At 38.8% G+C, this 24,950-nt stretch carries 14 protein-coding genes; 3 read left to right on the top strand and 11 right to left on the bottom strand.

Annotated elements, in window-relative coordinates:
• The gene (gltB, locus tag JEM65_RS02725; protein WP_199597019.1) at positions 1-4,506 is read right to left on the bottom strand and encodes a glutamate synthase large subunit; all 4,506 of its coding nucleotides are present in this window, start codon (positions 4,504-4,506) and stop codon (positions 1-3) included.
• A gap of 440 nt (positions 4,507-4,946) precedes the next feature.
• Between gltB and JEM65_RS02720 the strand changes: the two genes are divergently transcribed.
• The 3 genes from JEM65_RS02720 to JEM65_RS02710 are packed head-to-tail and all read left to right on the top strand — an operon-like array spanning position 4,947 to position 7,577.
• The gene (locus JEM65_RS02720; RefSeq protein WP_199597017.1) at positions 4,947-5,972 is read left to right on the top strand and encodes an outer membrane beta-barrel protein; all 1,026 of its coding nucleotides are present in this window, start codon (positions 4,947-4,949) and stop codon (positions 5,970-5,972) included.
• Between the two features lie 23 nt (positions 5,973-5,995).
• Positions 5,996-6,334 (top strand): P-II family nitrogen regulator, encoded by a 339-nt coding sequence (locus tag JEM65_RS02715; protein WP_199597015.1) that lies wholly within the window; start codon positions 5,996-5,998, stop codon positions 6,332-6,334.
• 10 nt (positions 6,335-6,344) lie between these two features.
• A complete protein-coding gene (locus tag JEM65_RS02710; RefSeq protein WP_199597014.1) occupies positions 6,345-7,577 on the top strand; it encodes an ammonium transporter in 1,233 nt (410 codons plus the stop codon).
• Between the two features lie 225 nt (positions 7,578-7,802).
• On the opposite strand, the gene JEM65_RS02705 is transcribed toward JEM65_RS02710, so the two are convergent.
• From JEM65_RS02705 to JEM65_RS02660, 10 genes are all read right to left on the bottom strand, one after another.
• The gene (locus tag JEM65_RS02705) at positions 7,803-10,382 is read right to left on the bottom strand and encodes a phosphoenolpyruvate carboxylase (protein ID WP_199597013.1); all 2,580 of its coding nucleotides are present in this window, start codon (positions 10,380-10,382) and stop codon (positions 7,803-7,805) included.
• A 171-nt stretch (positions 10,383-10,553) separates the two neighbouring features.
• Positions 10,554-12,368, bottom strand: coding sequence for an SLC13 family permease (locus tag JEM65_RS02700; protein ID WP_199597012.1), 1,815 nt, complete (start codon positions 12,366-12,368; stop codon positions 10,554-10,556).
• Positions 12,369-12,393: 25 nt separating this feature from the next.
• Complete coding sequence (locus JEM65_RS02695; protein ID WP_199597011.1) at positions 12,394-16,098, bottom strand: ShlB/FhaC/HecB family hemolysin secretion/activation protein; 3,705 nt, start codon at positions 16,096-16,098, stop codon at positions 12,394-12,396.
• Positions 16,099-16,234: 136 nt separating this feature from the next.
• A complete protein-coding gene (locus tag JEM65_RS02690; RefSeq protein WP_199597009.1) occupies positions 16,235-17,077 on the bottom strand; it encodes an alpha/beta hydrolase family protein in 843 nt (280 codons plus the stop codon).
• Positions 17,078-17,098: 21 nt separating this feature from the next.
• Positions 17,099-18,388, bottom strand: a complete 1,290-nt coding sequence (locus tag JEM65_RS02685) for a phenylacetate--CoA ligase family protein (RefSeq protein ID WP_199597008.1) — start codon at positions 18,386-18,388, stop codon at positions 17,099-17,101.
• Positions 18,385-20,061 (bottom strand): C45 family peptidase, encoded by a 1,677-nt coding sequence (locus JEM65_RS02680; protein ID WP_199597007.1) that lies wholly within the window; start codon positions 20,059-20,061, stop codon positions 18,385-18,387. The genes JEM65_RS02685 and JEM65_RS02680 overlap by 4 nt, the downstream gene beginning before the upstream one ends.
• On the bottom strand, positions 20,054-20,938 hold the full coding sequence (locus JEM65_RS02675) for a cupin-like domain-containing protein (protein ID WP_199597006.1): 885 nt from the start codon (positions 20,936-20,938) through the stop codon (positions 20,054-20,056). The genes JEM65_RS02680 and JEM65_RS02675 overlap by 8 nt, the downstream gene beginning before the upstream one ends.
• Entirely contained in the window at positions 20,925-23,351 is a 2,427-nt protein-coding gene (locus JEM65_RS02670) for an MMPL family transporter (protein ID WP_199597005.1), read from the bottom strand. Before JEM65_RS02670 ends, JEM65_RS02675 begins: the two co-directional genes overlap by 14 nt.
• Positions 23,344-24,543: a DUF2062 domain-containing protein gene (locus JEM65_RS02665; RefSeq protein ID WP_199597004.1), complete on the bottom strand. Its 1,200-nt coding sequence runs from the start codon at positions 24,541-24,543 to the stop codon at positions 23,344-23,346. Before JEM65_RS02665 ends, JEM65_RS02670 begins: the two co-directional genes overlap by 8 nt.
• Positions 24,544-24,558: 15 nt before the next feature.
• Entirely contained in the window at positions 24,559-24,930 is a 372-nt protein-coding gene (locus tag JEM65_RS02660; protein WP_199597003.1) for a 3-hydroxyacyl-ACP dehydratase, read from the bottom strand.
• Between the last annotated feature and the right edge of the window lie 20 nt (positions 24,931-24,950).

Raw genomic sequence — 24,950 nt, 5'->3', positions numbered from 1 at the left:
CTATGCGTTTACTTTGTTTTCTTCTTCCAATCTTATTAGTGCTTGCTTGTATTCTTCTGGCATTACTTTAATGAATTTTGGCAATTCTTTTTGCCAGTTCTCCAAAAGTCTTTGTGCCAGTGGACTCAGTGTTGCGTTGTAATGACTTTCGACCAAATTTTTCAAATCGGCGATGTCTTCTGCGGTAGCGACAGGCTCCAAATTCAGACCTTCTTTATTGCAGTTTTTATCGAATGTACCGTTGACATCATATATATAAGCGATGCCACCACTCATTCCTGCACCAAAATTTCGTCCAACTTCGCCCAGAATAACAGCACGACCGCCAGTCATATATTCACAGCCATGGTCGCCAATGCCCTCAACTACGGCATGTGCACCAGAGTTTCTTACACAGAAGCGTTCTCCAGCTTTTCCGTTAATATATGCTTCGCCACTAGTAGCGCCATATAGGGCAACGTTGCCTATGATGATATTCTCTTCTGGTACAATAGTAGATTCTTCAGGCACTTTAACGCTTATCTTAGCTCCGGAAAGCCCTTTTCCGAGGTAGTCATTAGTGTTTCCATTTACAACCAGCGTTAGTCCTTTAGTGGCAAAAGCGCCAAAACTCTGTCCTGCAGATCCTGTAAAGTTGATTTTTAAGGTGTTTTCAGGAAGTCCTTGTGCGCCGTAAATTTTAGAAATCTCGTTACTCAGAATGGCACCAAAAGCACGATCCCTGTTATTGATTTTTGATTCAATAACTGTTTTTTCCTTACGAAACAAGGCGGGATGTGATTGACTTATGATTTTAAAATCCAAAGCTTTTTCAAGCTGGTGGTCTTGTTTTTCAGTATTGTATAATTTAGTGCCTTCCGGCGTGATAACTTGGTGTAGAATAGGGGATAGGTCCAGTCCTAAAGATTTGTAATGATTAATTGTTTTATTGCGATTCAACTTTTGCACCTGACCAACCATGTCATTAATGGTTCTAAATCCAAGCTCTGCCATGATCTCCCGTAATTCCTGCGCCACGAAATACATGAAGTTGACCACATGTTCTGGTTTGCCTTGAAACTTTTTACGTAATTCCGGATTTTGGGTGGCAATACCTACGGGACAGGTATTTAAATGGCATACACGCATCATTACACAACCTGAAGCTACAAGTGGTGCAGTGGCAAACCCAAATTCTTCGGCACCTAAAAGGCAAGCAATCGCTACGTCACGGCCCGTTTTCATTTGTCCGTCGCACTCCAACACCACACGATTTCTCAAATTGTTCATCACGAGGGTTTGTTGGGCTTCAGCCAATCCTAATTCCCATGGTAAGCCTGCATGTTTTAATGAGGTTAAGGGTGAGGCGCCTGTACCGCCATCATGACCTGAAATTAAAATCACATCGCCTTTTGCTTTGGCTACACCAGCTGCAACCGTACCGATACCCACTTCAGAAACCAATTTTACATTGATTCTAGCTTCTCGATTGGCTGATTTTAAATCGTAAATCAATTGAGAGAGGTCTTCAATGGAGTAAATATCATGATGCGGGGGTGGTGAAATTAATCCGACATAAGGTGTAGAATTTCTGGTTTTTGCAATTTCTGGATTTACTTTCGGCCCCGGTAATTGACCGCCTTCACCAGGTTTTGCGCCTTGAGCCATTTTAATCTGGATTTCAGAAGCACTGGTTAGATAGTTTGAAGTTACTCCAAAACGTCCGGAAGCTACTTGTTTGATAGCCGAGTTTTTCCAATCGCCATTGGCATCTTTGTAAAAACGCTCTTCATCTTCACCGCCTTCACCAGAATTACTTTTTCCACCAATTCTGTTCATCGCAATAGCTAAGTTTTCATGCGCTTCCTTACTAATAGAGCCGTAAGACATTGCTCCCGTTTTAAAACGCTTCACAATCTCCGTCCATGGCTCCACTTCTGACAACGGAATAGGATCATAATTGGTAAATTCAAACAAGCCGCGAATAGTCATCAATTGTTTGGTCTGTTCATTGATTAAATCTGAATATTCCTTGAAGCTTGCTGGTTTGTTATTTCTAACGGATTCTTGAAGTTTTGCAACGGTCATTGGATTGAACGCATGTTTTTCGCCGTTACGTCGCCATTTGTAAATGCCCCCAAATTCCAATCCGAGTTCAGCATCGATGTCTTTTGCGTGATAGGCTTGGTGATGACGTTTGTAAATTTCTTTTTCAATTTCTCGAAGTCCGATGCCCTGAATTCTTGTAACTGTATTTGGAAAATAATTATTGACTACTGTGGTGTTGAGCCCAACACACTCAAAAAGTTGTGATCCGCGATAGGAATTAAGGGTGGAAATCCCAATTTTGTTCATCACCTTAAGAATGCCCATGCCAATGGCTTTGTTGTAATTCTTGATGGCAGTAATGTAATCTAAACCTTCAATATCTTGTTTTTCAACTTGATCTTGAACAATTTCATTGACGATATAAGGGTTGATGGCACTAGCACCATAACCAAATAGCAATGCAAAATGATGTACTTCCCGTGGTTCAGCGGATTCAATAATGATGCTGACCTTAGCACGTTTTCCTATTTTATATAATTCATGATTGACGTAAGAACAAGCCATTAATGCAGGAATTGGAGCCATTTTTAGATTGACACCTCGATCCGATAATATGATGATGTTTCCGCCTTCGTCTATCGCTTTTGATGCTTTCTTGACAAGATTAATAAGGGCGCGCTCCAATTCATTCAAGCCTTTATCTACTTCATATAAGATAGGGATTGTAGTCACGACAAAATCTGGGTTTTGTGTGTAGTTCTTAATTTTATCGAGATCATGCTTGGAAATAACCGGATTTTGGATTTTCAGCTTTCGGCATTGATTTTCATTGATTTTGAATATATTGGTATCACTACCTAAAGTTAAACTAATATCCGTAATCAGTTTTTCGCGAATCCCATCCAACGGCGGATTGGTAACTTGGGCGAACAATTGTTTAAAGTAATTATAAAGGAGCTGTGGTTTATCAGAAAGAATAGCGATTGGCGCATCATTTCCCATAGAGCCGATTGGTTCCTTGCCCAATTGTGCCATCGGTTTGATAATAACACTTAAATCTTCTTCGGTATAGCCAAAAACGACTTGACGATTCAATAAAGGCTCTTCATGATGATTAATAGGACCTTTTTTTGCAGGAATATCTGCCAAATGCACCAAATTTTTCTGCAACCACTCCTGATAAGGATGTTTCGAAACAATGGCGTCTTTGACTTCTTCGTCTTTTATGATCCGACCTTGATTCATATCGACCAAAAACATTTTGCCAGGTTCCAATCGGCCATGGTGTTCCACATTTTTTGGGTCTATTTCAATCACACCAGTTTCGGAAGACATAACCACAAAACCATCTTTGGTAACGGTGTAACGTGATGGACGCAATCCGTTTCTGTCCAAAACGGCACCTATATAATTGCCATCAGTAAACGGAATTGAAGCCGGACCATCCCAAGGTTCCATAATACAGGAATTATATTCGTAAAATGCTTTTTTAGCTTCAGGCATGTCAGGGTTTTTCTCCCAAGCTTCGGGCACCATCATCATCATAACTTCGGGTAGAGATCTGCCCGTCATCAGCAACAATTCCACGACCATATCCATTTGTGCCGAATCAGACTTTCCAGGAAGAATGATTGGAAAAATGCTTTTGATATCGTCGCCAAACCAATCGCTCTCCATCAATTCCTGACGTGATAAGGTACGGGAGACGTTGCCTCTCAATGTATTGATTTCTCCATTATGACACATATACCTGAAGGGTTGCGCCAAATCCCAAGTTGGGAAAGTATTGGTTGAAAACCGTTGGTGCACTAATGCCAAACGTGTTACTAGTGATGGGTCCTGAAGGTCCTTATAATAAAGTTTAATGTCTTCAGGCACCAATAATCCTTTAAAAATAATGATTTTAGTGGATAAACTTGGGAGATAAAAACGTGGGCTTTCAGACAGTTTGGAGGCGTTAATATGGTGTTCTGTTTGTTTTCTTGCAGTGAATAGTTTTAGGTTGAAGCTAAAATCGTCCTGGTGTTTATCCGTTTTTCCTATAAAAATCTGTTTTACAAAAGGTTCTGTCAATGCTGCAACACTTCCTAATACCGTAGAATCGACTGGAACATCTCGCCATCCTAAAATAGGTAAACCTTGGGCTTCCATATAATGTTCCAGTTTATCAATACAATAGTTGCGTTGGTTTTCTTTTTTTGGAAGGAACACATTACTAACGGCATAGTCACCAAATTTCGGCAAACTGAAATCACAATTTTTAACAAAGAACTCATGCGGAATATCTATTAAAATTCCTGCACCATCCCCCGTTTTGCCATCAGAACTTACGGCACCACGATGTTCTAATTTTTCTAAAATTTCAAGCGCTTTATGAATGATGCCATTAGATGTATTTCCTTTTAAACTACATATAAATCCGGCGCCGCAATTATCATGTTCAAATTCTGGTAAATAAAGTCCTTGTTGCTTAAGCATATTTTGGAAAATTTAGTGGTTTTTAACCTTTAATGAGAATGTAAGATATGAGCAAAAACTTGATATTGAAAATTGTAAGGTCACTTTTCCGAGATTGATAGTGAGAAGGCCTATAATTATCAGATAAAGAATTCAAAGAGTGTTTCTCTGATATATTCTCAATACAAAAAACGCATCGAATATCCATTTTAATTAAATTAAAATTAGTTGTCAAGGCTTTATTGTGAATTTTTTACTTCAAAATCAACAAATTCAAAACAATTCTTCATTTTATCAATTATCTATTTATTAAAATCTGCTCATCAAACAAGTTTAACCCATAAATTTAGGGGGTACAAATATATAATATCATAAAAATAACAAATACAACCCTATTAGTTAGGGGGTGTTGAATCAAAATAATATAGATTTGGCCTATAAATTTTTAAAAATTAGACCTCATGAAATCAAAATTTACATTTTTATTAGTGTTCTTTTCACTTCTACTCTGCGCTCAAGAGCAGCAGGAAAAAAAATTCACAATTACTGGAAGCGTTGATGTGTATTTCAGAACTAATCTCACAGGACCCAATGAGGCTTATAAGGATGAAGAAGGAAATAGCATCTTTTTAAATCCAGGAACTTCATTTGCAAATAGAAGTGGCTTTAGTCTCGGGATGGCCAATGCTATTTTCAGTTATGAGGGAGAAAAAGTAGGCTTTGTGGCTGATCTGGTTTTTGGACCAAGAGGTGAAGATGCCGTCTTTCTATCCACAGGATCTGCCAATATTATCAATCAACTTTATGCCTATTGGAATGTGACTGACAGGGTGCGGTTAACCTTAGGTAATTTCAATACCTTTCTGGGTTATGAAGTCATCTCGCCAGCTGGTAATTTCTATTATAGTACGTCTTATATGTTTTCCAACGGACCATTTTCCCATACAGGCTTAAAGGCAGATGTGGAACTTTCTGATGAATTATCTCTCCTTCTCGCCGTGATGAACAGCACAGATTATACAGAAATTAATCTTGATGGCAGCTATACCCTTGGGGGACAATTAGGGTTTAAGGACCAGTATTTAAATTTTATCTATGGGAATCAAACCGGAAATTCTGAAGCCACTTTTCAGGTAGATTATACTGGAGGAACAGATGTGAGCAATGCTTTTTTCTTAGGAATCAACGCTACCTACAACACTACCGATGGCAGTGGATTTTATGGTGCAGCGCTCTATCCTAAATATACCATTTCAGAGACTTTTGCCTTGGGTTTAAGAGGAGAATATTTTGGCTTGCACAGCGAAAACTTTGATGACGATACCGTTTTTGCAGCAACATTATCTGCCAATTATACCATTCAGGAATTAACGATCATTCCAGAACTGCGGGTGGACAACTGGTCTGAGGATGCTTATGTGGATACCAATTTTGATCCCACAAAACACCTCGCCTCCTTCTTAATTGCTGCAGTTTACAAATTTTAAAACTAATTATAAATGAATTTATTATGAAAAAAATAGAAGCTATAATCAGAAAATCGAAATTTTCTGAAGTGAAAAAAGCACTGCATGAGGTTGGTGTCAATTTCTTCTCTTATTGGGATGTTACCGGATTGGGCAATGAAAAGGAAGGCCATGTTTATAGAGGTGTTTCTTACAGCACCAGTGATATTCAACGGCGCTACTTGTCCATAGTTGTGAATGACGATTTTGAACTAGTGACCATTAACGCCATTTTGAAATCTGGAGCAACTGGTGATGTTGGTGATGGTAAAATATTTGTCTCTCACATTGATGAGGTTTATAGAATACGTACGGGAGAAAAAGGAGCAAACACATTAAAATAAAATAGAACATATGGAATTACTAACTACAAATAATGTATGGATGATGATCTGTACAGCACTCGTTTTTTTTATGCATCTCGGATTTTCATTGCTAGAAATCGGATTAACACGACAAAAAAACACCTTGAATATTTTATTTAAAAACATATTTATTATCACCATTGGCTTATTGCTATATTGTCTTGTGGGGTTCAATTTGATGTACCCAGGAGAATTTAATGGCGTTTTGGGGTTTGCCGGCTTCGGGTTAGAGGCTCCTTTGACCAGTACAGGCGCATTGGACTTAACCTATAATTCTGGCTATACCTATTGGACAGATTTCTTGTTTCAGGGTATGTTTGCCGCTACCGCAGCCACCATTGTGTCTGGAGCAGTTGCAGAACGTATAAAAATAGGACCCTTTATGGTGTTCGTTATTTTATATGTGGGATTGGTTTATCCAATTGCCGGATCTTGGAAGTGGGGCGGGGGCTTTTTGCAAACGCTAGAAACACCATTTTATGATTTTGCAGGATCTACATTGGTGCACTCTGTAGGAGGGTGGGCAGCTCTAGTTGCTGTTTGCTTATTGGGCGCCAGAATAGGAAAGTTTAAAGATGGAAAAATTCAGGCCATTCCTGGGCATAATATTCCGTTGGCAACTGCGGGCGTGTTGATCTTGTGGTTGGGTTGGTTCGGGTTTAATGGCGGTTCTGTGCTTTCAGCAGATCCTGCAATAACCTCACTGACCTTGGTAACTACCTGTCTTGCAGCTGCATCAGGAGGTGTTGTTGCTGCATTGGTAAATGCGCTTAAATTTAAAAATTTAGACTTGACGATGTTTCTCAATGGTATTTTAGGAGGCCTAGTAGGTATCACTGCTGGTGCTGACCAGATGGGTCCTACAGATGCGATAATTATTGGAGCAGTGGCAGGCATCATCATTGTATTTGCGGTGTCTTTAATTGATAGATTGGAATTGGATGACCCTGTTGGTGCTATTGCCGTACATTTGGTATGTGGAATTTGGGGCACATTGGCAGTTGGGATTTTTGGAAACCTTGCCGGCGGTGCACAGTTTGTAAGCCAGTTAATAGGCGTTGTATCCTACGCAGTGATCTGTATTGTTTCTTCTTTCATCATTCTTTTTGTCTTAAAGAAAACTGTTGGAATTAGAGTGTCAGAACGTGAAGAAATTGAAGGTTTGGATGCCCATGAACATGGGATGGCTGCGTATCCTGATTTTAGATTGAATGATAATTAGAGATTATTTAGACACGAATTTCACGAAGTGACATGAAGCTAATTTCGGGATATTTAGTTTTTGAAAGTCTTTTGATAATGTAAAACTATTCGTTTAATTTCAATAAAAAACCCTCAACATTTTAACTGTTGAGGGTTTTTCTTATATCAACATTTTTTTTAAAATGCTCCCGTTTAAATCGTTGTTCTTGATTCCAACAGCGAAGCGGTCTTGGTTCTTATTAAATTAAGCCGAATTTCTACTTGCATTAATATTTCCAAATAAGGAACGCATCACAATCTTTTCGTAGACTGCTATTTGTGCATCGTCTTTAGGCGACTCTTTTTCCAGTTCTTGAATTTTTTTCAAGGCAAATTGTTGAATGGTTAAAAGGGGTAATACAATGGATTCCCTTACACTAATGGAAGCCTTACCGGCTGGTTCCTCCTGCATCAATTCCGTATAGCCTGTTAATTTAAGAATCAAACGTTTGGTGATGACATATTCATCGTGGATAATGTTCCAAAATTCTCCGTATTCAGGATCGTCAGCCATGTATTTTGTCAAATCAAAAAACGATTTTGAGAGCGACATCATACTATTTTCTATCAGTGTTTTAAAGAAGTTTGAGGTTTTGAAAAGCTGTTGTACTTTTTCAAATTCGCCTGAATCTTCATAATGTTTTAATGCTGTCCCCACACCAAAAAATCCAGGAACGTTTTGTTTGAGTTGGCTCCATGATCCTACAAACGGAATCGCTCTTAAATCTTCAAATACCAATCCTTCAGCTTTTCCACGTTTGGAAGGTCTGCTGCCAATATTGGTCTTGGCGTAATATTTTAAGGTACTCATATTCTCTAAATACGGAATGAATTTTGGATGCGCTTTAAAGTCGGCGTAAGCCTTATAACTCAACGTTGCCAAATTACCCATAACCTCTCTGTTTTCGGATTTCATTCGCAAATCAGTATCACTTAACCTATTGTGAATGCCAGAACTGATCAACTGTTCCAAATTGTATTGTGACGAATCCAACGTTCCGAAATTAGAACTGATGGTTTGCCCTTGAATGGTTAATTGTACTTCTTTGTCTTCAATAGTTGGTCCTAAGGACGCATAAAAATTATGTGTTTTTCCACCGCCACGAGCAGGAGGGCCACCACGACCATCAAAGAAAATAGCGGTTACATCGTATTTACGAGAAATTTCGGTAAGCCGTTCTTTAGCTTTATAAATAGCCCAATTGGCCATTAAGTAGCCACCGTCTTTGGTACCATCACTAAAGCCGAGCATGATGGTTTGCTTGTTGCCTCTCGATTTTAAATGTGCGCTGTAGGCAGGATTTGTATAAAGGTCTTCCATCACCAAATGAGCATTCTCTAAATCTGTAATGGTTTCAAAAAGAGGTCCAATATCTACAGTTAATTTGTCGTGAAATGCGACCAATTTTAACATGGCAAACAGTTGCATAACGTGCAGCGTGCTTTGGTTGTTACTAATGATATATCTGTTTGAAGCTTGTTCACCATTGTTTTCTTGAATGGTTTTAATAGCTTCCATGGTTTCTAAAGTTTTAAGTGTTTCTTCATCTGTGATTAAAGATAAGTCAATCTTGCCTTCAACTTTTGAAAGCACGTCCACCTGTTCGTTTTCGGAAAGCTCGAAATAATTTTTAGGAAAAATAGTACTGCCATTTGCCAATAAAGTGTCTACCAAATCGGTAAATACTTTCTCGTGGGCGCGACTATCCTGTCGGATATCCAAGGTTGAAAAGTGGAACCCAAATAGATGTATTTTATTAAGTACACTGTTAATTTCTGAATGGTATAAGGATTGGTGGTCTTTAATGATGACCTCCTTAATTGAAATTAATTCTGCTTTAAAACTTTCTAATGTCAAATCAGAAGGATTGCCAATCATGAGTTCATACAGCTCTTTTTCAAGGACTGACATACGCTCTTCAATACCTGAAAACGTGAGTTTACGCTTGAGGCTTCTGACGTCGCGATAGTAATTTTTAATTATGGTTTCTTTTAAACGTACTGCAACCTTAAGGGTAATTTCAGGGGTTACAAAAGGGTTTCCGTCTCTATCTCCACCTGGCCAAAAACCAATATTGATGATGTTGTTGTCAATCTGTTTACCATCAAAAATATTTTGTTGGATATAATCATAAATGTCTCCAAATGACTTATAAAAAACGTTCTCCAAATACCAGATTAAACTAATCGCTTCATCATAAGGCGTTGGTTTTTTATGTTTAAAAAATGGGGTTTTTCCTAATTGTGCCAATAGATCGTTAATGCGAAGCAAATCATTTTCTTTAATAGCTTCGGTCAAATCTGTAATAATACCCAAAACTGATCCTGGGTAAAATTGCGTAGGATGGGCGGTTAAAACAATACGCACCTTAAATTCTTCCAAATATTTTTGGAGCAGTTCCATTTTGTTTTCAGCGGTAGCACTTTCTTTTAAACTCCTTAAAGTTCCAATCCCGTCCATGTTGTTGACATTCGGGAATGCAGCGTCTTCAATAGCATCGAACAGGACGACTTGGCGTTCTATATATTGAATAAAACGAAACAACAGATTGATTTGACTTTCTGGAGTGCGGCGCGCTTGGTATTTTTTGAAAAATGAATTGACAATGGAGGTGGGGTCTTCGCCAGCCTTGAAACCTTTTTGGCAAGTTTCATGAAATAAGGGCAATAAGACACCGGTTTTAGTTACGGCATCAAAAGGCAAGGTCATGAAAATACCATTGTAGATTTGATATTTTGATAAAACACTTTGATTGAAACGTGTTAATTTTGGCTGTGTGGACATGATGTGAAATTTATTTAGAATCTTTAAAATTACTAAAGCTAAGCGTAACAGTTTACATATTTTAGATTTTTACTGAATAACGAAATTATGGAACGCTGGCTTTAGAATATCGCAATAAACAAGGGTCTGAAGTATTATAATCATAGCCCAATTGAAAGCAGATGATGAGATCTACGCTGTTTTGAGCATTGTGGATAATAAAAGTGTACCAACCACCAATAAAATAATGGACAATAATCCGCCAATTATTAAGAAGTGTCTGAATTTATAAGCCCCGGTTCCATAAATGAGCGTATTGGTTTGGTAGCCCATAGGGGTGAAAAAACTAAAGTTAGCGGCAAACATCACGGCAAGGATAAACGGCTTTGCGGGCAAGTCCAATCCGGCAGCGAGGGTAATGGCGATTGGTGTTATAATTACCGCAGTGGCGTTATTGGAAATAAACCCACTCATGATCATGGTGATACCAAAAAGCACTCCTAAAATAATGATGTTGTTTTGACCGGTAAGCAAGTCTAATAACACCTCTGATATCCAAATGTCTGAGCCGGAGTTGTTCATCGCAATGCCCAGCGGAATCATACCTGCCAATAAAAAAATGATCTGCCAGTTGACTTTTTTGTAAATCTTTGATAGGTTGATACAGTCCGTAATCAACAACAAAGCTACGCCAGTTAGGGTACTTGTAAGGATGGTTAAAATACCACTTGCAGCCAATCCTACCACCATAACCAAAGCAAATAAACTTATGGCCCGTTTGTAAGGGTTGATGTTGTAATCTTCCTCATGATGTCTTAAGACAAGCGCATTGTCTAAAGAGTATAAGTGCTCAATTTCATCTTGTTTGGCCTTTAAAAGTAATTTATCTCCCGCTTGTAAATTGGTATTCTTTATAAACTTTGGAAAATTTAAACGCATGCCTTTTTGAAACTGTCTTCTGTTCTGAATGCCCAAAGGACGCGCCACATTATACAGCATATTTTTTATTTCAGAAAATGATTTATCAATAAATTCTGAGCCTGGAAGAATGAGCAATTCAATATAACTAAAAGGGTTTTTCTTTTCTTCCTTAGGATCTGTTTCATCTGGAAAGTATAGTTCGTTTTCAGCAGTAAGCGCGAACTCACTTGTGGAAATTGAAGCGTAGGCTTTAACATCACTCAATACCACCAACTTATCATGAGCTCTCAACGTTGTATTAGGGCCAGGGTTGTCATTGACAATATCATCTCTAATAAGTTTTAAAACACGTATATCAGGGTTTTTATAAAACTTAGCATCAGAAATAGCAGTCCCAATAAGTTTCGATTCTACCCTAACCGTTAAGGTGAATAGGAAGGTGTTGTCTATAAAGGTGTCAATAAGTCCCTCATTATTGGCCTTTGGTAACCATCTGCTGGCAATGGTCATAAAAACTACCCCCACGGCTAAAAGGATAAGACCATAAATGCTGAATTCAAAGAATGAAAACTGTTCTGCACCTAACTTTTTAGCTACTGAATTTACCAAAATGTTGGTTGAGGTTCCCATCAGTGTACAGCTGCCTCCTAGAATACCGGCAAAGGAGATGGGCATAAGTAGTTTGGGGGATGAAAAATTATATTTTTCAGAGAGCTGTGCAATTATCTTTATAAAGATGACCACCACAGCAGTAGTACTGATAAAGGCTGAAATGGATGCCGATATGAGCATAAATATCGGCACCATCAAGACCACTGGCAAAATTTTTAACCTCTTAATAGATTGGGTCAAGAGATCAATAACCCCATTGTCTTCAAGACCTATGGCCAAAATCATGAGCATCAATATGGTGATGGTTGCCGGGCTTGAAAATCCGCTTATGGCCTCTTCTGGTGAGGTCAACCCGGATAAAACTAATGCCACAATGATAAGAAATGCTATCTTATCAATGGGCAAAGCTTCTGTTGCAAAGAGTAGAATGGTAACTCCTAGAATGATAAACACAAGGATGATTTCAAAACTCATAGCAACGTCTATTTAAGCAGATTAATTAAAAACCAAAGCCTAAGCCAACTTGTAAAATGGCATCTTCTTCAGACACAAAATAACCCGCATTTACTGAAAATGCATTTAGGCTACCAATCCAAAAGCCACCACCAACGGAGTTGTGCCAGGTATTTGAATTCTGTTCAGGCATCCACACACGACCATAATCAAAACCACCAAAAATTCCGATGGTAATTGGCGTTATTGCTGTAACATATTCTTTTAAACGCAATTTCAAATCTGAACTGTGGTAAAACGATGTTTTTCCGGTAAAACGTTCGTTTCTATAGCCTCTCAATCCGGTGTCGCCACCAATAGATTGTCCGTGATAGAATAAAAAGTCATCTCCAAAATTGGTGCTGATCTCTGCTTTAGAACCTAACACTAGATCTCCTGAAGGAATCAATTTCTTATCAAACCCCAACTTTAAGGTTGCATATCCAAATTGGTTATCATCCAATTTTAAGTTTTTCTTGTAGCCAAGCACGGCATTAAAGTAAAGTCCGCGTGTTGGAAAGTCCCTGGCGTCAGCATTTTCATATAATATATCAGCCTCAGCACCTATGTAATTTTGATTGTCAAAAACGGCAGGTTCATTAAAATCAGTGGTATTGAACATTCGGTCTAAATTGTTCTCCACTTTATAGTTTTCAAATAGGGCATGAAAATGGATACTTCTATAAGCTATTCCTGTTCTTAACTCCAATTGTTCTACCCGTGCTCTATTAAAGTCTTTACCTACGGCGTCTTCATCATAGGCGGTGTCATTGCCATACCCAAAAAAGTTATTGGCAAATTTTGCACTTGTATAATAGCCTTGAGCTTCAAAATTCCAATTCGGAATAATGTTGGCAAATGTGCCGGCATATTCCAATTCTACAGCCCCATAATTAAAGAAGTAATTAGCAGACAAGAAATGCTTGTATCTAAAATCTTCACCATTAAAACCGTGGTTTGTATAGGTGTCTTTTGCTCCTATAAATAAACCATCATCTGTTTTAAATCCAATATTTGGGAAGAATACATTGGAGTTTTCTATAAACTCTCTGTAAATAAAAGTGTTGGTTTCATAAAGCTGTGTAAATTGTTTAGAAGGTGTTTTATCAGTGAATACTGCTTTTTCATGCTTCCAATCATACACTTTTAGTTTTTTACGATTGCTTACTTCAAAAACATCATCACCATAACCACCAACTAACCGAATCATAATTTCACGGTCGCCTTCACCTGAAACGACAAACTTATCGTCATCATTTAAACCATAGATCCAAAGTTCTTTAGTTGCGTCTCTGTCAAAGGTACGCTCATAAAATACTGGATTGGGGGCATCCGTTTTTAAGCGTTTTAGGACCACTTTGGTTTTTCCTTGTGGAAGTCGTGTAATTTCAATTTTATCATCTTTATGCGTACCGTGAATAACCACAACTTGCTGCATGCGGTCGCCGTAGCGCTTGGCAATGTCATCGAGATTCTTTAAACGGCCTTTTAATTTATTTTTAATGTCTTCTGAAGCATCATCCTGAACTTCTACAGGTAATCTTGTAAATGCTTGGTCAATGGCCTCATCAGTCATGTTGGCTTGAATGCTTTTGGCTTCTTCTACCCAAACAGAGGCATCGTGTTTATTTAAAAAGGCCATATCTAGGTTATTACCCTCGGCATTAAACCATTTGATATTTTTAATATTGGTGTCATAAGATTGCCAAAAACGAACGTCTGGCAATAACATTTTTATGATGGGAATGGCAACACCATCAAATTTTGAAAAGGCAGCATCTCTATCTCTTGGGATAGGGATAAACCGCACGTCATCATCACTGATTTCATATTCCATCCAACGCCATTGGTCATAATGACGGTCCCAATCGCCAATAAGCATGTCAAACAATCGCGCCCGAATGTAAGCACGCTGGTCAATAGTATATTTTTCGTCCTCATTTAATTTTTCAAGCACGTCAGTCGTACTTTCAAAGTTGACTATTTTTCCGTCTTCCTTAGGCGTTGAACGGTTGTAGCCTTCATAATCTTTTTGCTCATCACTTGGTCGCTCTTCAATAAAATACAGTTGATCGCCATAATTATCACCTAAAAATTTAAATCCAGGCTGTTTTGGCAAATAGTATAATTGCGTGTTGGCGTGGTTGACACCTGCTGATTTTGCTAGCGGATTGATGACCAATTGCATGTAAGGGTGGGTTGTGGTAAAGAAGTCATAGACTGCAGTTTCAGGAAAAGAACCCCTAAAGTCTTCTTCCACATAAGCCACTCCAGGTACTTTGAAACGCAAAAATTTAAGCGCATCCTTTTCGAGACCTCGCATAGCGTATTCTCGGTCTTCAGCATCTGCAAGACGGGCTGAATACGATTGATGTCCACCACCTTTTTGAGTGATTTTTAAACCTGTATATAAAGTGTCTAAGATTGCAATATCAGCAGTTACAGGCTTTCCAAAATAACTGCGGTAACGGTCTCCCCAAATAAATTTGTAAAAACCAGATTTATCCAATTTTTGTTCATCGGTTGTAATTGGTACTGTTTTGGTAGTTTCTGTAAAGGATGGAATTGGGTATTCTGCTTCTTTTTCTGGAAACTTGTCGTTCATATCAAATGCGAAGGTGTCTGCTTCTGTAATGAACTTCACGTCAGATGATCCATCTTCATAATAATTGATAATGGCAAATCCTTTCTCACCATAGCTAAATTTCCCTTCAAAATCCAAAGAGCCCCCAACATTGGCGATGGTGCCTGGCGATAATTTAGTTCCTGTACGTGATCCTAAAGAACCACTGATGACTTGTCGAATATTGTTGCTGGCTAAATATTGTAAACTTTCTTCATGGCCAGAAACAATAGTCACTCTATCATTATCCTGTGCCAAAGAACTCACCACGGTCCGTAAATAATTATAACGGTGTGAATTGGCTTGCTGCTTAGAAAAGCCGCCTAAATTTTGAATTTCATCTACGATAGGTCCAAGTATTGGAAGCACCATGCTTTCTCCAAACGTACGTTTGCCCGCATATTTCCCATTACTAAAAAGTGGATGGTGCATAACAATCAAAAGGTTTTTACCTCTTGAATCTTTAATGTATCCTTCAAATTCCTCGTTAAAGCGTCTTTTGGTGTTGATATCAGTACATTTTTCATTGATGCCATCTACGTGATCCCAATTGATAGAAAACCAGTTAGAATCGACATAGAGAATGTCCAAGGTTTCATTGACTTCAACATATTCTAAAGGACATACATTGTTGGGCTGTACTTCAAAATTCTTAATCTTGTTATCTTTTAAATAATCTTCAACCCATTCAATTTCTTTAGTGTCATTGCTGCTCCACTCATGATGGCCAGGGGTAAACACCGTATGCCCTTTAAAATCTTTAGCAATGTCTACTTGAGCTTTGATGTAGGTTTCGCGGGTGCTTTTGTTAGCATCTTTCGGGATATAATCGCCAGTATACAATAGGGTGCTTTCTTTTTCAGCCTTGTCTAAATAAGACTTTAACAATTTTTGAAGTTCCGGATTCGCATCTGACGCTTCAGTGCCAAGTCCGCCAGCTACAAAAAACGTATGGATTGGTTTTTTTGTGGTGTCTGACTGTAATGCTATTTTAGATTGTGGTTTGTAGGTTGCACAAGCCGTAACTGTAGCAATACATATAAGCAGCAACATCTTATTCACTGAAAATTTGAAAGCGTTATTTATCATAAAAATGTGGTGTTTGCATTGTAAAAAACTTGTCAAAAATACTAAAGATTTGAAAAAGTCTGCATATTATAAATTGTTTAAAACTTAAACGTATCCATTTAAGATTAATGTTGACTGCAATGTTGGTAATAACTAATTATGGCCTAATGAATGCCGTACTTTTCTGAACGACCTTTTCCAAGGGAGCCGGAAGAACTTCCGGTTGCCAAGGGTGAGAGGCGCCAAAAACGTGGTCGCTGTTTTCAATTGGAAAAAGTATGCTTTTAGTATTCCAAGAGTGCAGGGCTTCAGCTTCGCTAAACGCAACTGAGGGATCGTCTTTTGCATGAATGATGAGATGCGGAATGTTAAGTTTCTTAACTGCTTTTTCAATGTTTAAACGGGATTCATTCGCTTTAAAATCTTCATAAAACTGATAGTTATGAGGCATTTGCTGCTTAGTTCTGCCATTGAGAACATATTTCACCCCGTCTTTTTGCCATTGCTCCAGTTCGCCAGAGGTGGCTGTGCGTTTCCCAAAATCACTTACACTTGCCCAAGTGATCACTTTCGTGATCCGATCATCTTCTGTAGCTTTAATGGTAACAATGCCGCCACCGCGAGAGTGTCCAATCAATATCAGTTTATTAGGATCAATTTCAGCTTGAAAAGGATTGGAAGTGGAGCGAAAAAAATTGATCAGATCCTCTAAATCTTCCAATTCCTTTGAATAATTATTTTCGGCAAAAGCTTCTAAGTCGGGAAAATCAATAGGTTGCTCCATGGTGCCGCCATTGTGCGAAAAATTGAATTTCACAAAAAATAGATCGGCCTGAGCAAATGCTTCCCCTACCAAATCCCACGCACCCCAATCTTTAAACCCCTTGTAGCCATGACAAAAGATGACCAAAGGTTTTTGAATTCCGGTGGCATTATAAAAAGCGTCCCATAGGATTGGTTTTTTAGATGCTCTATTTAAGATGTTGTTTTTATGAGTCATGATCCCTTTAAAATTACGGTATTATTTTCGTTTGTCAATAACCAGCATTGGTTTTCGGCTTAATTTTGGGAAGCGCAAAGCGTCAATCTCTTTTTTGTCGCACCACTCCAATTTTGGAGTGACCCGCAGTTTGGCTCTAAAATGGTCCTTAATTTGTCCTAATAGTAGTTCTGAAGGCGAATGTGAGGCGATTTTAATTAAAATTTCGTCAGTGCCAATGGCGTTGTGACTAATTTCAATAACAAAACTCTCCAGGGCATTAAAATTATTGAGGACATTTTCCATAGCTGGTGGATATAAAGTAGTGCCTTTATATTTGATCATTTGTTTTCGTCGTCCTGCAATTGGTCCAAGGCGCAGAGTGTTTCTTCCACATTGACAAGCTGCGTGGTGCGCTTTCATCATATCGCCTGTTTTAAAACGCAGCAATGGCATGGCTTCAACAGCTAAGGTGGTGATGGTCAATTCTCCCGTTTCACCTTCTTTTACAGGGGTATTGTGTTCATCCAAAAGCTCCGCAATGATGAGTTCAGGATGCAAGTGTCCGCCTTGTTGTGCATCACATTCCGTAAAGGCGGTACTCATTTCAGTAGAGGCATAGGTCGAAAATAAATCGATTGGCCAATGTTCGGTGATTTTTTCACCCAACGTATTGAGGGTGAAATCTTCATTTCGGATGGCTTCTCCAATACAAATGGCGCCTTTAATTCCAGAAGTATCGAGATTAATATCGTGCTGTTGTGCGTATGCAATCATTTTTAATAAAAACGATGGTACCACGATGAGGTAAGTGGGTTGAAATTTTATAATGGAATCCCATTGCAATTCAGGGATTCCGGCGCCAACCCTAATAATCCCGGCACCCATTTTCCGGACGCCTAAAAAATAAGCTAATCCCGCCATAAAACGACGGTCCATGGTGGTCATTAACTGTAAAGTGTCTCCCGAACTTACACCCGCACACGCAAATGAAATCGCTTCGTTATAGGCCAAACGTTCCAAATCGGCATCAGTCAATACATAGGTTACAGGATCGCCTAAAGTGCCAGACGTAGTGACATAATCAATGATTTTAGATTTTGGGACACAAATAAAATCGTCATTAAATTGTTGTAAGTCGTCCTTTGTGGTGACGGGAATCTTTGTCAAATCCTCAAGGGTTTGAATCTCTGATATCGAAAGTTGATGTGTTTCAAAATGCCGCTTGTAAAAAGGGGAATTTTTGGACAGATAATCCAAAGTAAGCTTCAATTGGGTTTCCTGAAAGACTTTTATTTCAGCGGTAGATTTGGTTTCGATATCAGGAATCATTTGAGTTTTCGTTTTGATTTTTTAATATATTTTGCAACTTGTTCAGCATCAGGAATTGTTGTGATTTCCTTGGTGGAAGCGGTTTCAAAATTTTTGAGTGCTATCGCATAATTTTGGTGCTCATAATGGTAGAGCCCTGCAAGATAGTAGGCTTTCCAATAGTTTGGATTTAATTCCGACAACTTTTGCAGTGCGGTTTCATCTATTGTTTCTTTATCCTTTAAGAGATGTTCCACCTTTCGCTCTAAAACACGATACGCTTCGTAATTTTTATAGGCATCAGTTTCCAAAAATGGGTCTTTAGGTATATTTAATTCTGCATTGGACACCGTTACTGTGGAAGGATTACCGTTTCTGTGGTTAAAAACGGTGTTCAAATCATAAGCCACAAACTCACCCAACTGGTACGGATTTGCGGACACCCAAACCTTGAGCTCTTCAGGTTTAAACACAATACCGTGGTGTGCCAACAGTTGATTTAGGGCTTTCTCATTACCCAATCCGATAGCTTTATCATCTAAACCATCTTTATTTCGTAGCACTGAGACGGCTTTTTCAGGAGTCATTTTATCTTTTTCTTCCAGTAATTGCAGCATTCTATCGTATCGGTATTGGGAATGGCTATTTTGGATGGTCTTTCTATTGCGACGGTCGTTTTTATAGGCGTCACTTTGAAAATGGTTGGAACAAATCAATTCATCAGAATTTTCGACCTCGTAAACCCCAAAGTTTTTCGGCGAAACTTCAATTAACACGGCTTTTTGATCAATCGCGCTGCCTACCATAATGGCTTCAGACACGAACACCTCGCGTTTTTTGGCAATGGCAATGGCTTCGGCAATGGTGGAGGCGTATTGTAAAATTTCACGTGTCACGATGGAAATTGGTGTTTTGGCAACTAACGGAATTTTAGATTTCCCAGCATTTATGGTCACGGTCAATCCTTTTTCATTCATCCCAGAAACCACGCCTATAAAACCGCTCCAAGAAATGGACATAAATTTATAACCTTGGTCAGGATTTATAAACGAGACCACTTTATCTTCTGCAAATTTATCACCCGCATAAAAATCGAAGTTCCTACCAATGAGCAATTGGCCGTCTTCGGTTTTTTCATCCCAAGCCGCAAAAGAGGTGCAGCCTACCAAGGCTAAATCTTGTAATGCATGCCCAATATCGTGGGCGCCATGGAGGTATAAAGCTCTTAAATACGGTGTGGCAATGGCATCATAATCATCAGACATATAACGTGAAATCCCATAAATCTCTGCTTTAAATTCTTCCGGAATATGTTTGTACATTTTGCGGTTGTACCAAGAAAGAAACTTTTTCAGGAATTTCTGCTGCCCTTCAGAAGGCACCAAACTCTCAATTTTATCTAAAAAAACGCCTTCTTGTTTATAAATGATCTCTTCTGATAAACGACCTGATATGAGGCCACGCTCCAGCGCATCGCCTTCCACATAAAGTTCCCAAATACCTTGTTTGTTCTTGGTCAGAAAACTGTTGCCTACAACATAAGTGGAATCATTGACTTTAATGCGCTCGGGAATAGAGGCGTTATAGATGCTAACATCGGGGAGATTGTTAAGCGATTTCCGAATGCCACAAGACGACAAAAAAAGTGTCGCCAGTCCGCAGAAAAGAACTTGTATGAAAGGATGCTTAGGCATCTGAATGCTTTTTCTTGTAATTTTTGTTCATGCGCTTGACCATCTGATCTTCTTTATAATCCACCCAACCTTGCCCAACGGTACGACGCATCACGTTTTCAAAGGTTCGCATAAAGACAATATTGGAAAATAGTTTGGCCAAACGTCCTACTTTTCTTGGAAAAGCGCGGAGGGTGATGGAAAATCCGCCATCTAAATAGGTAATATAATGCCAATAGCCACTAGGCATATACAGGGCATCTCCGTGCTTCATTTCTACCGAAATCCCTTCTGCCAATTGCAGAGCAGGATATTTTTCAAAATCAGGATGGTCCATATCAATCGTTTCTAGATTATGGACCGTAAAAGGTACTTTATAGAGATGCTTGGCTTGGTCTGGCGCAAAAAGCGTGACTTGCTTATGGCCATGAAAATGAAAATGCACCAAATCGGCCAAGTCCATATCATAATGTGCCAAAACTTTAGAGCCTTTACCTCCAAAAAACATCACCGGTAATTTCTTAAAAAACTTTAAACCAATGTCGGGGTAACTGAAATCATTCAGCAACACGGGCATTTTTTGAAGGACGTTAAAGAAAAACATACGCAAGTCAGTAGGCTGCGTTTTTAAGATTTCAATATAGTCTAACAGCTTCATTTTTTTTGCTGGCACCACCGAGTTTTGGCGTCCTTTAGTCGGCTCATTGTTGTATAAAGGCACAATTTGATCTCCCGCCAAACTTTGGATATAGTCTAGGCTCCATTTTTCGTAAGCAGGCCAGTCTTTGGTGAGGTCTTCAATTAAGACAGGTTTTTGAGGCTTAAAATACTGCTCAATAAAATCTTCTTTGCTGATGGATTTTACTTTGGTGATTGGTGTGGTTTTAATCGTTCCCATTTTTCGGTTTTAAAATAAGAAATTTATATAGCAATGGCTGAATCGTAAACGTAATGAACATTGCTGACAATATACCAATTATAGAGATGCTTGCCAACGAATGTAAGGCAGGATGTTTCGCAAAAATTAAAACGCCAACGCCCAAAATTGTAGTCAAAACGGATAAAATGATAGAGGTTTTATGCGTGGTCATAGATGCAACTCCTGATTTCATGCCGTTGGTCATAAAAATACTGTAATCTACGCCCAATCCAAAGATAAAGGTGGAAATGATGATGTTAAAAATGTTGAACTCCAAATGGAACAGGCCCATAATCCCAATGGTGACCAGCCAAGTGATGGTAATTGGAATGACGGTAACCAGCGTTAATTTCAGATTTCTATAAAACAGCAATAATAACAGCGCCACCGCAATTAAACAGTAGCCTAAGAGCTTATTAAAATCGTTTTTGAGATGTCCCAATAAGGTTTCATTAATGGCTTGACGATCGATAACGAGAGTATTTTTCGAATTTTTAAACGCGTCTTTTACTTCTTGAATTTTGTTGTTTTCCACGTTTACTACTGAAGAAACAGTCATGAAATTACCATCTTTTGCGATAAAATCGTCGATGGGAATCACATTGATGTCTGTGTACGCTTCGATAGTTAGCGGTTGAAAATCATGATCTAAAAGCTCATAAAATTCTTGAAACGTCGAGTGTTTAAATCCGAAAGTAGTGCCGTTTTTAATCAGCTCAGCTTGGGTTTGTTTCTTGAGTTCTTGCGTCCAGAAGTGGTTCCAAGTAACAATGTGTTCCTGCTGGGTTTTATCTGATGCCGCCAAAGCACCCACTGAATTGTAACTGATAAGCTCTTGTTGCTGCTCCAGTTTTTGAAGGGTTCTAAAGATACTATCATTCGTTTCTAAAACCAGTTGTTCATCGGTTCCAAAAGCCACCACGTATAAGGATTTTGAGGAGATGTTGATGAGTTTGTCCAATTCCGCTTCCGCAGATTTGATCCGTTCCGGTTGAAAATTTAGGTTTGAAATATCTTTATTGAAGTCCACCCGATGATAGGTAAATGCGCTTAACAGCAGTAGCGCTCCAATACCGCCGATGACCAGTTTGTTTTTATGAAAGTCATACGACGCCATTCGGTCTAAAATTGTAGACTTTGAATCGCCTTTTAAACTGCCCTTATAGGCTTGTGGAATAAAAATGAGGGCAAAAATAGAAGCTCCTATGACACTAATTGCCGCAAAAATCCCTAAATCCTGAAGCGCTCGCGAATCGACAAACAATAAACACAAAAATGCTAAAGCAGTGGTTAAGCTGCTCATTAAAATCGGTTTTGAAACGCCATCAAACAGTTCCTTAACGGTTTCATTGTTCCGAATGTGGGTGAGGATGTGCAGAGAATAATCGAGCGTGACGCCCAGAAGCACCGCGCCAATTCCCAAGGAAATGGCAGAAATCTCCGTACGAATGACGGATAATGTCGTAATGGCCAATAAACCACCAAAAATTGTGGGCACAAATAGAATGATCGGAATGGTCAACTTTTTATAAAAAAGAATAAAAACAGCCATAAGTAACACCATCGCAATGGAGACGGTCAGTTGAATGTCGCTTTTAATTTGTTGTGCGTTGGCCACGGCAATGAGCGTTCCCCCATAATAAGAGCTTTTTACTTTGCTGGAATAGCCGCTGTTCAATTCCTCTTGTAGTTGGTAGAGTTGCGCTGAAAAAATGCCGTTTTCATTAGTATTGCTGCTCGGATATTCTGGGGTGATAAATAGCAAGATGTGCTGTTCATCCTTACTGACTAAAAATCCATCTTTAAGGGTGAACGCGTCAGAAATCCCGAGTTGTTCCAAATGTTTGATCCCCATTAAAGAAATTCCTAACGGATCTTTAACAATGGTTTTTTTGGCAACAATCCCAGAAGGTGAAATCAATGTTTTGTAATTACTCTCGGTGATTTTGGCAATAGAATCAGGATGTAATTTGTTTGCGAGTAGATTATAGTCTGCTTCCCTTAAAAAGAGCGGCGCATTAGTGTAAACAAAATCTAAGGTTTCAAAAATGGTTTCATCTTCTATTTTCCCTTGGATGTCTTTAACGTAATTACTTGAACGCTCAGAAAGTGAATCTAAAAATTGTGTGGCATAATCGGTTAAATCTTCCGTAGAGCCGTTGTCTTCCCTCTCAATATTAACAATGATTTTATCTGCGAATTGAACCGTTTTTAAAACTTTTTGGAGTTGCTCATTTTCAGAATTGGATGGAATCAACTTGGAGATGTCTTCGTCAAATTTTAGCGTAGAAGCCATCCAAACAAGCATTCCAAAAACAACACATAGCCCTACTACAAAGACTGATTTGCGTCTTTGAATACTATTGTATAATTTATAGAACAACTTAGCCATGGGTGAGCACATTTTTTCGATCGATGATTGAGAAAAATAAGTATCCTAACACACCAAAGATGGCTGCGGAGGTTGTGGATAGTACAATACTGCCCACAAGGTAGGCTTCTATATGTTGCATCAAATCAAAATTCTCTTGAATGCCTTCCAACGTGTAATGGGATTCAATGCCTAATACCCAATTTCCTACTTGTAAACTCAATAAAAGAACTAATGGAATGAATGGTGGAAAGCTAATATTAGAGAAAGCAAAGGCTATTACTTTATTAAGTCTGAGTAAAATTGCTAAGAAAATGACAATGACGGTATGAAAGCCCCAAAGTGGTGATAATCCCAAAAGGATACCTAGTGCGATCGATAATGCTTTCTTTTTAGGCGAATCCTGATTTCTTAAAAAATCTTCAAGAAAGAATCGTTTTAGTCCTTTTTTTTTTAGTTTCCTAATAAGGTTTCGGGGGATGATGTAGACTATTCTTACAAGTAAAAACCAGGTGTAAAGCACCACCATTCTGGCAATATCGTTGAATGGCCTGAAGTGCGAGACCCGCTCATTTAAGTCATAGAGGATTTGAATAGGTACATGCATAATGTCAATTCCTGCCCAATACGATTTGACGATCACCTCAATTTCAAATTCGAACTTTTTGGTGGAATCCATAAATTGTATGGAGGACATTTCCTTTATGGGATATAATCGAAATCCGGATTGTGAATCTTGAAGTTCCAGTCCTGTAGCGGCTTTCATCCAAAACGTAGATACGCGATTGCCTTTCGCACTTGTCGCCAAAACATCCGCATTATTCATGTTGCGGTCGCCAATCATCAACACCTTTTTGTTCTCTGAAGTGTCAAGAGCCTCGATAAAATTGGGAATGTCTGATGGAAAATGTTGTCCGTCCGTGTCCAAAGTAATCGCATAGACAAATCCTAAATGAACAGCATGTTTAAACGCCGTTTTTAAGGCATTGCCCTTACCTACATTTTGAGATAGATGGATTTGAATGGTCTGTGGGAACTTTTGCAAAATTTCTGCTGTCCCGTCGGTTGAACCGTCATTAACGATAATAATGTCTCCAGTGTATTCTAAAACGCCAGTGATTACCCGTTCTAAAGTTTTCCCATTGTTAAATGTGGGTAGGACCACACAACAGCGATAAGATTCTATTTTGGATTGGATTTCAGAAGGCGTCATTGATCAGGACCGTGATTAGCGTTTGACAAAGGTAACATTACATTTCAAAACTGGTGTTCCGTCCTTAAAAGAAGTGTTATTTTTTATCTTGATATGTTGCCCGTCTTCCTGAATAGCAATGTTAAATTTTAAGCTGGCATTGACATTGGGGTCAACCACGGCTAAAAACTTGACATTGGATGCTGATTTTAAAAATAAGGACTGCTGCAGATGGTTTTCCGTGAGTTCTTTGATGATTTGAAGCATGGCAACGCCAGGAGTTACAGGGAAATTGGGAAAATGGCCTTCAAAAACGGGATGTTCCTTTTGAATTGTCACGGTTGTTTCAAAAGACTGCGGTTCAATCGATTGAGACGCAACGATAGTGTAGAAATGTTGTAATAGCATGGCGTTTTAGATCGTCGCGT

The sequence above is a fragment of the Gelidibacter salicanalis genome, assembly GCF_016469035.1.
GTDB classification, from domain to species: domain Bacteria; phylum Bacteroidota; class Bacteroidia; order Flavobacteriales; family Flavobacteriaceae; genus Gelidibacter; species Gelidibacter salicanalis_A.
This window is presented reverse-complemented; position numbering and strand designations above follow the sequence as displayed.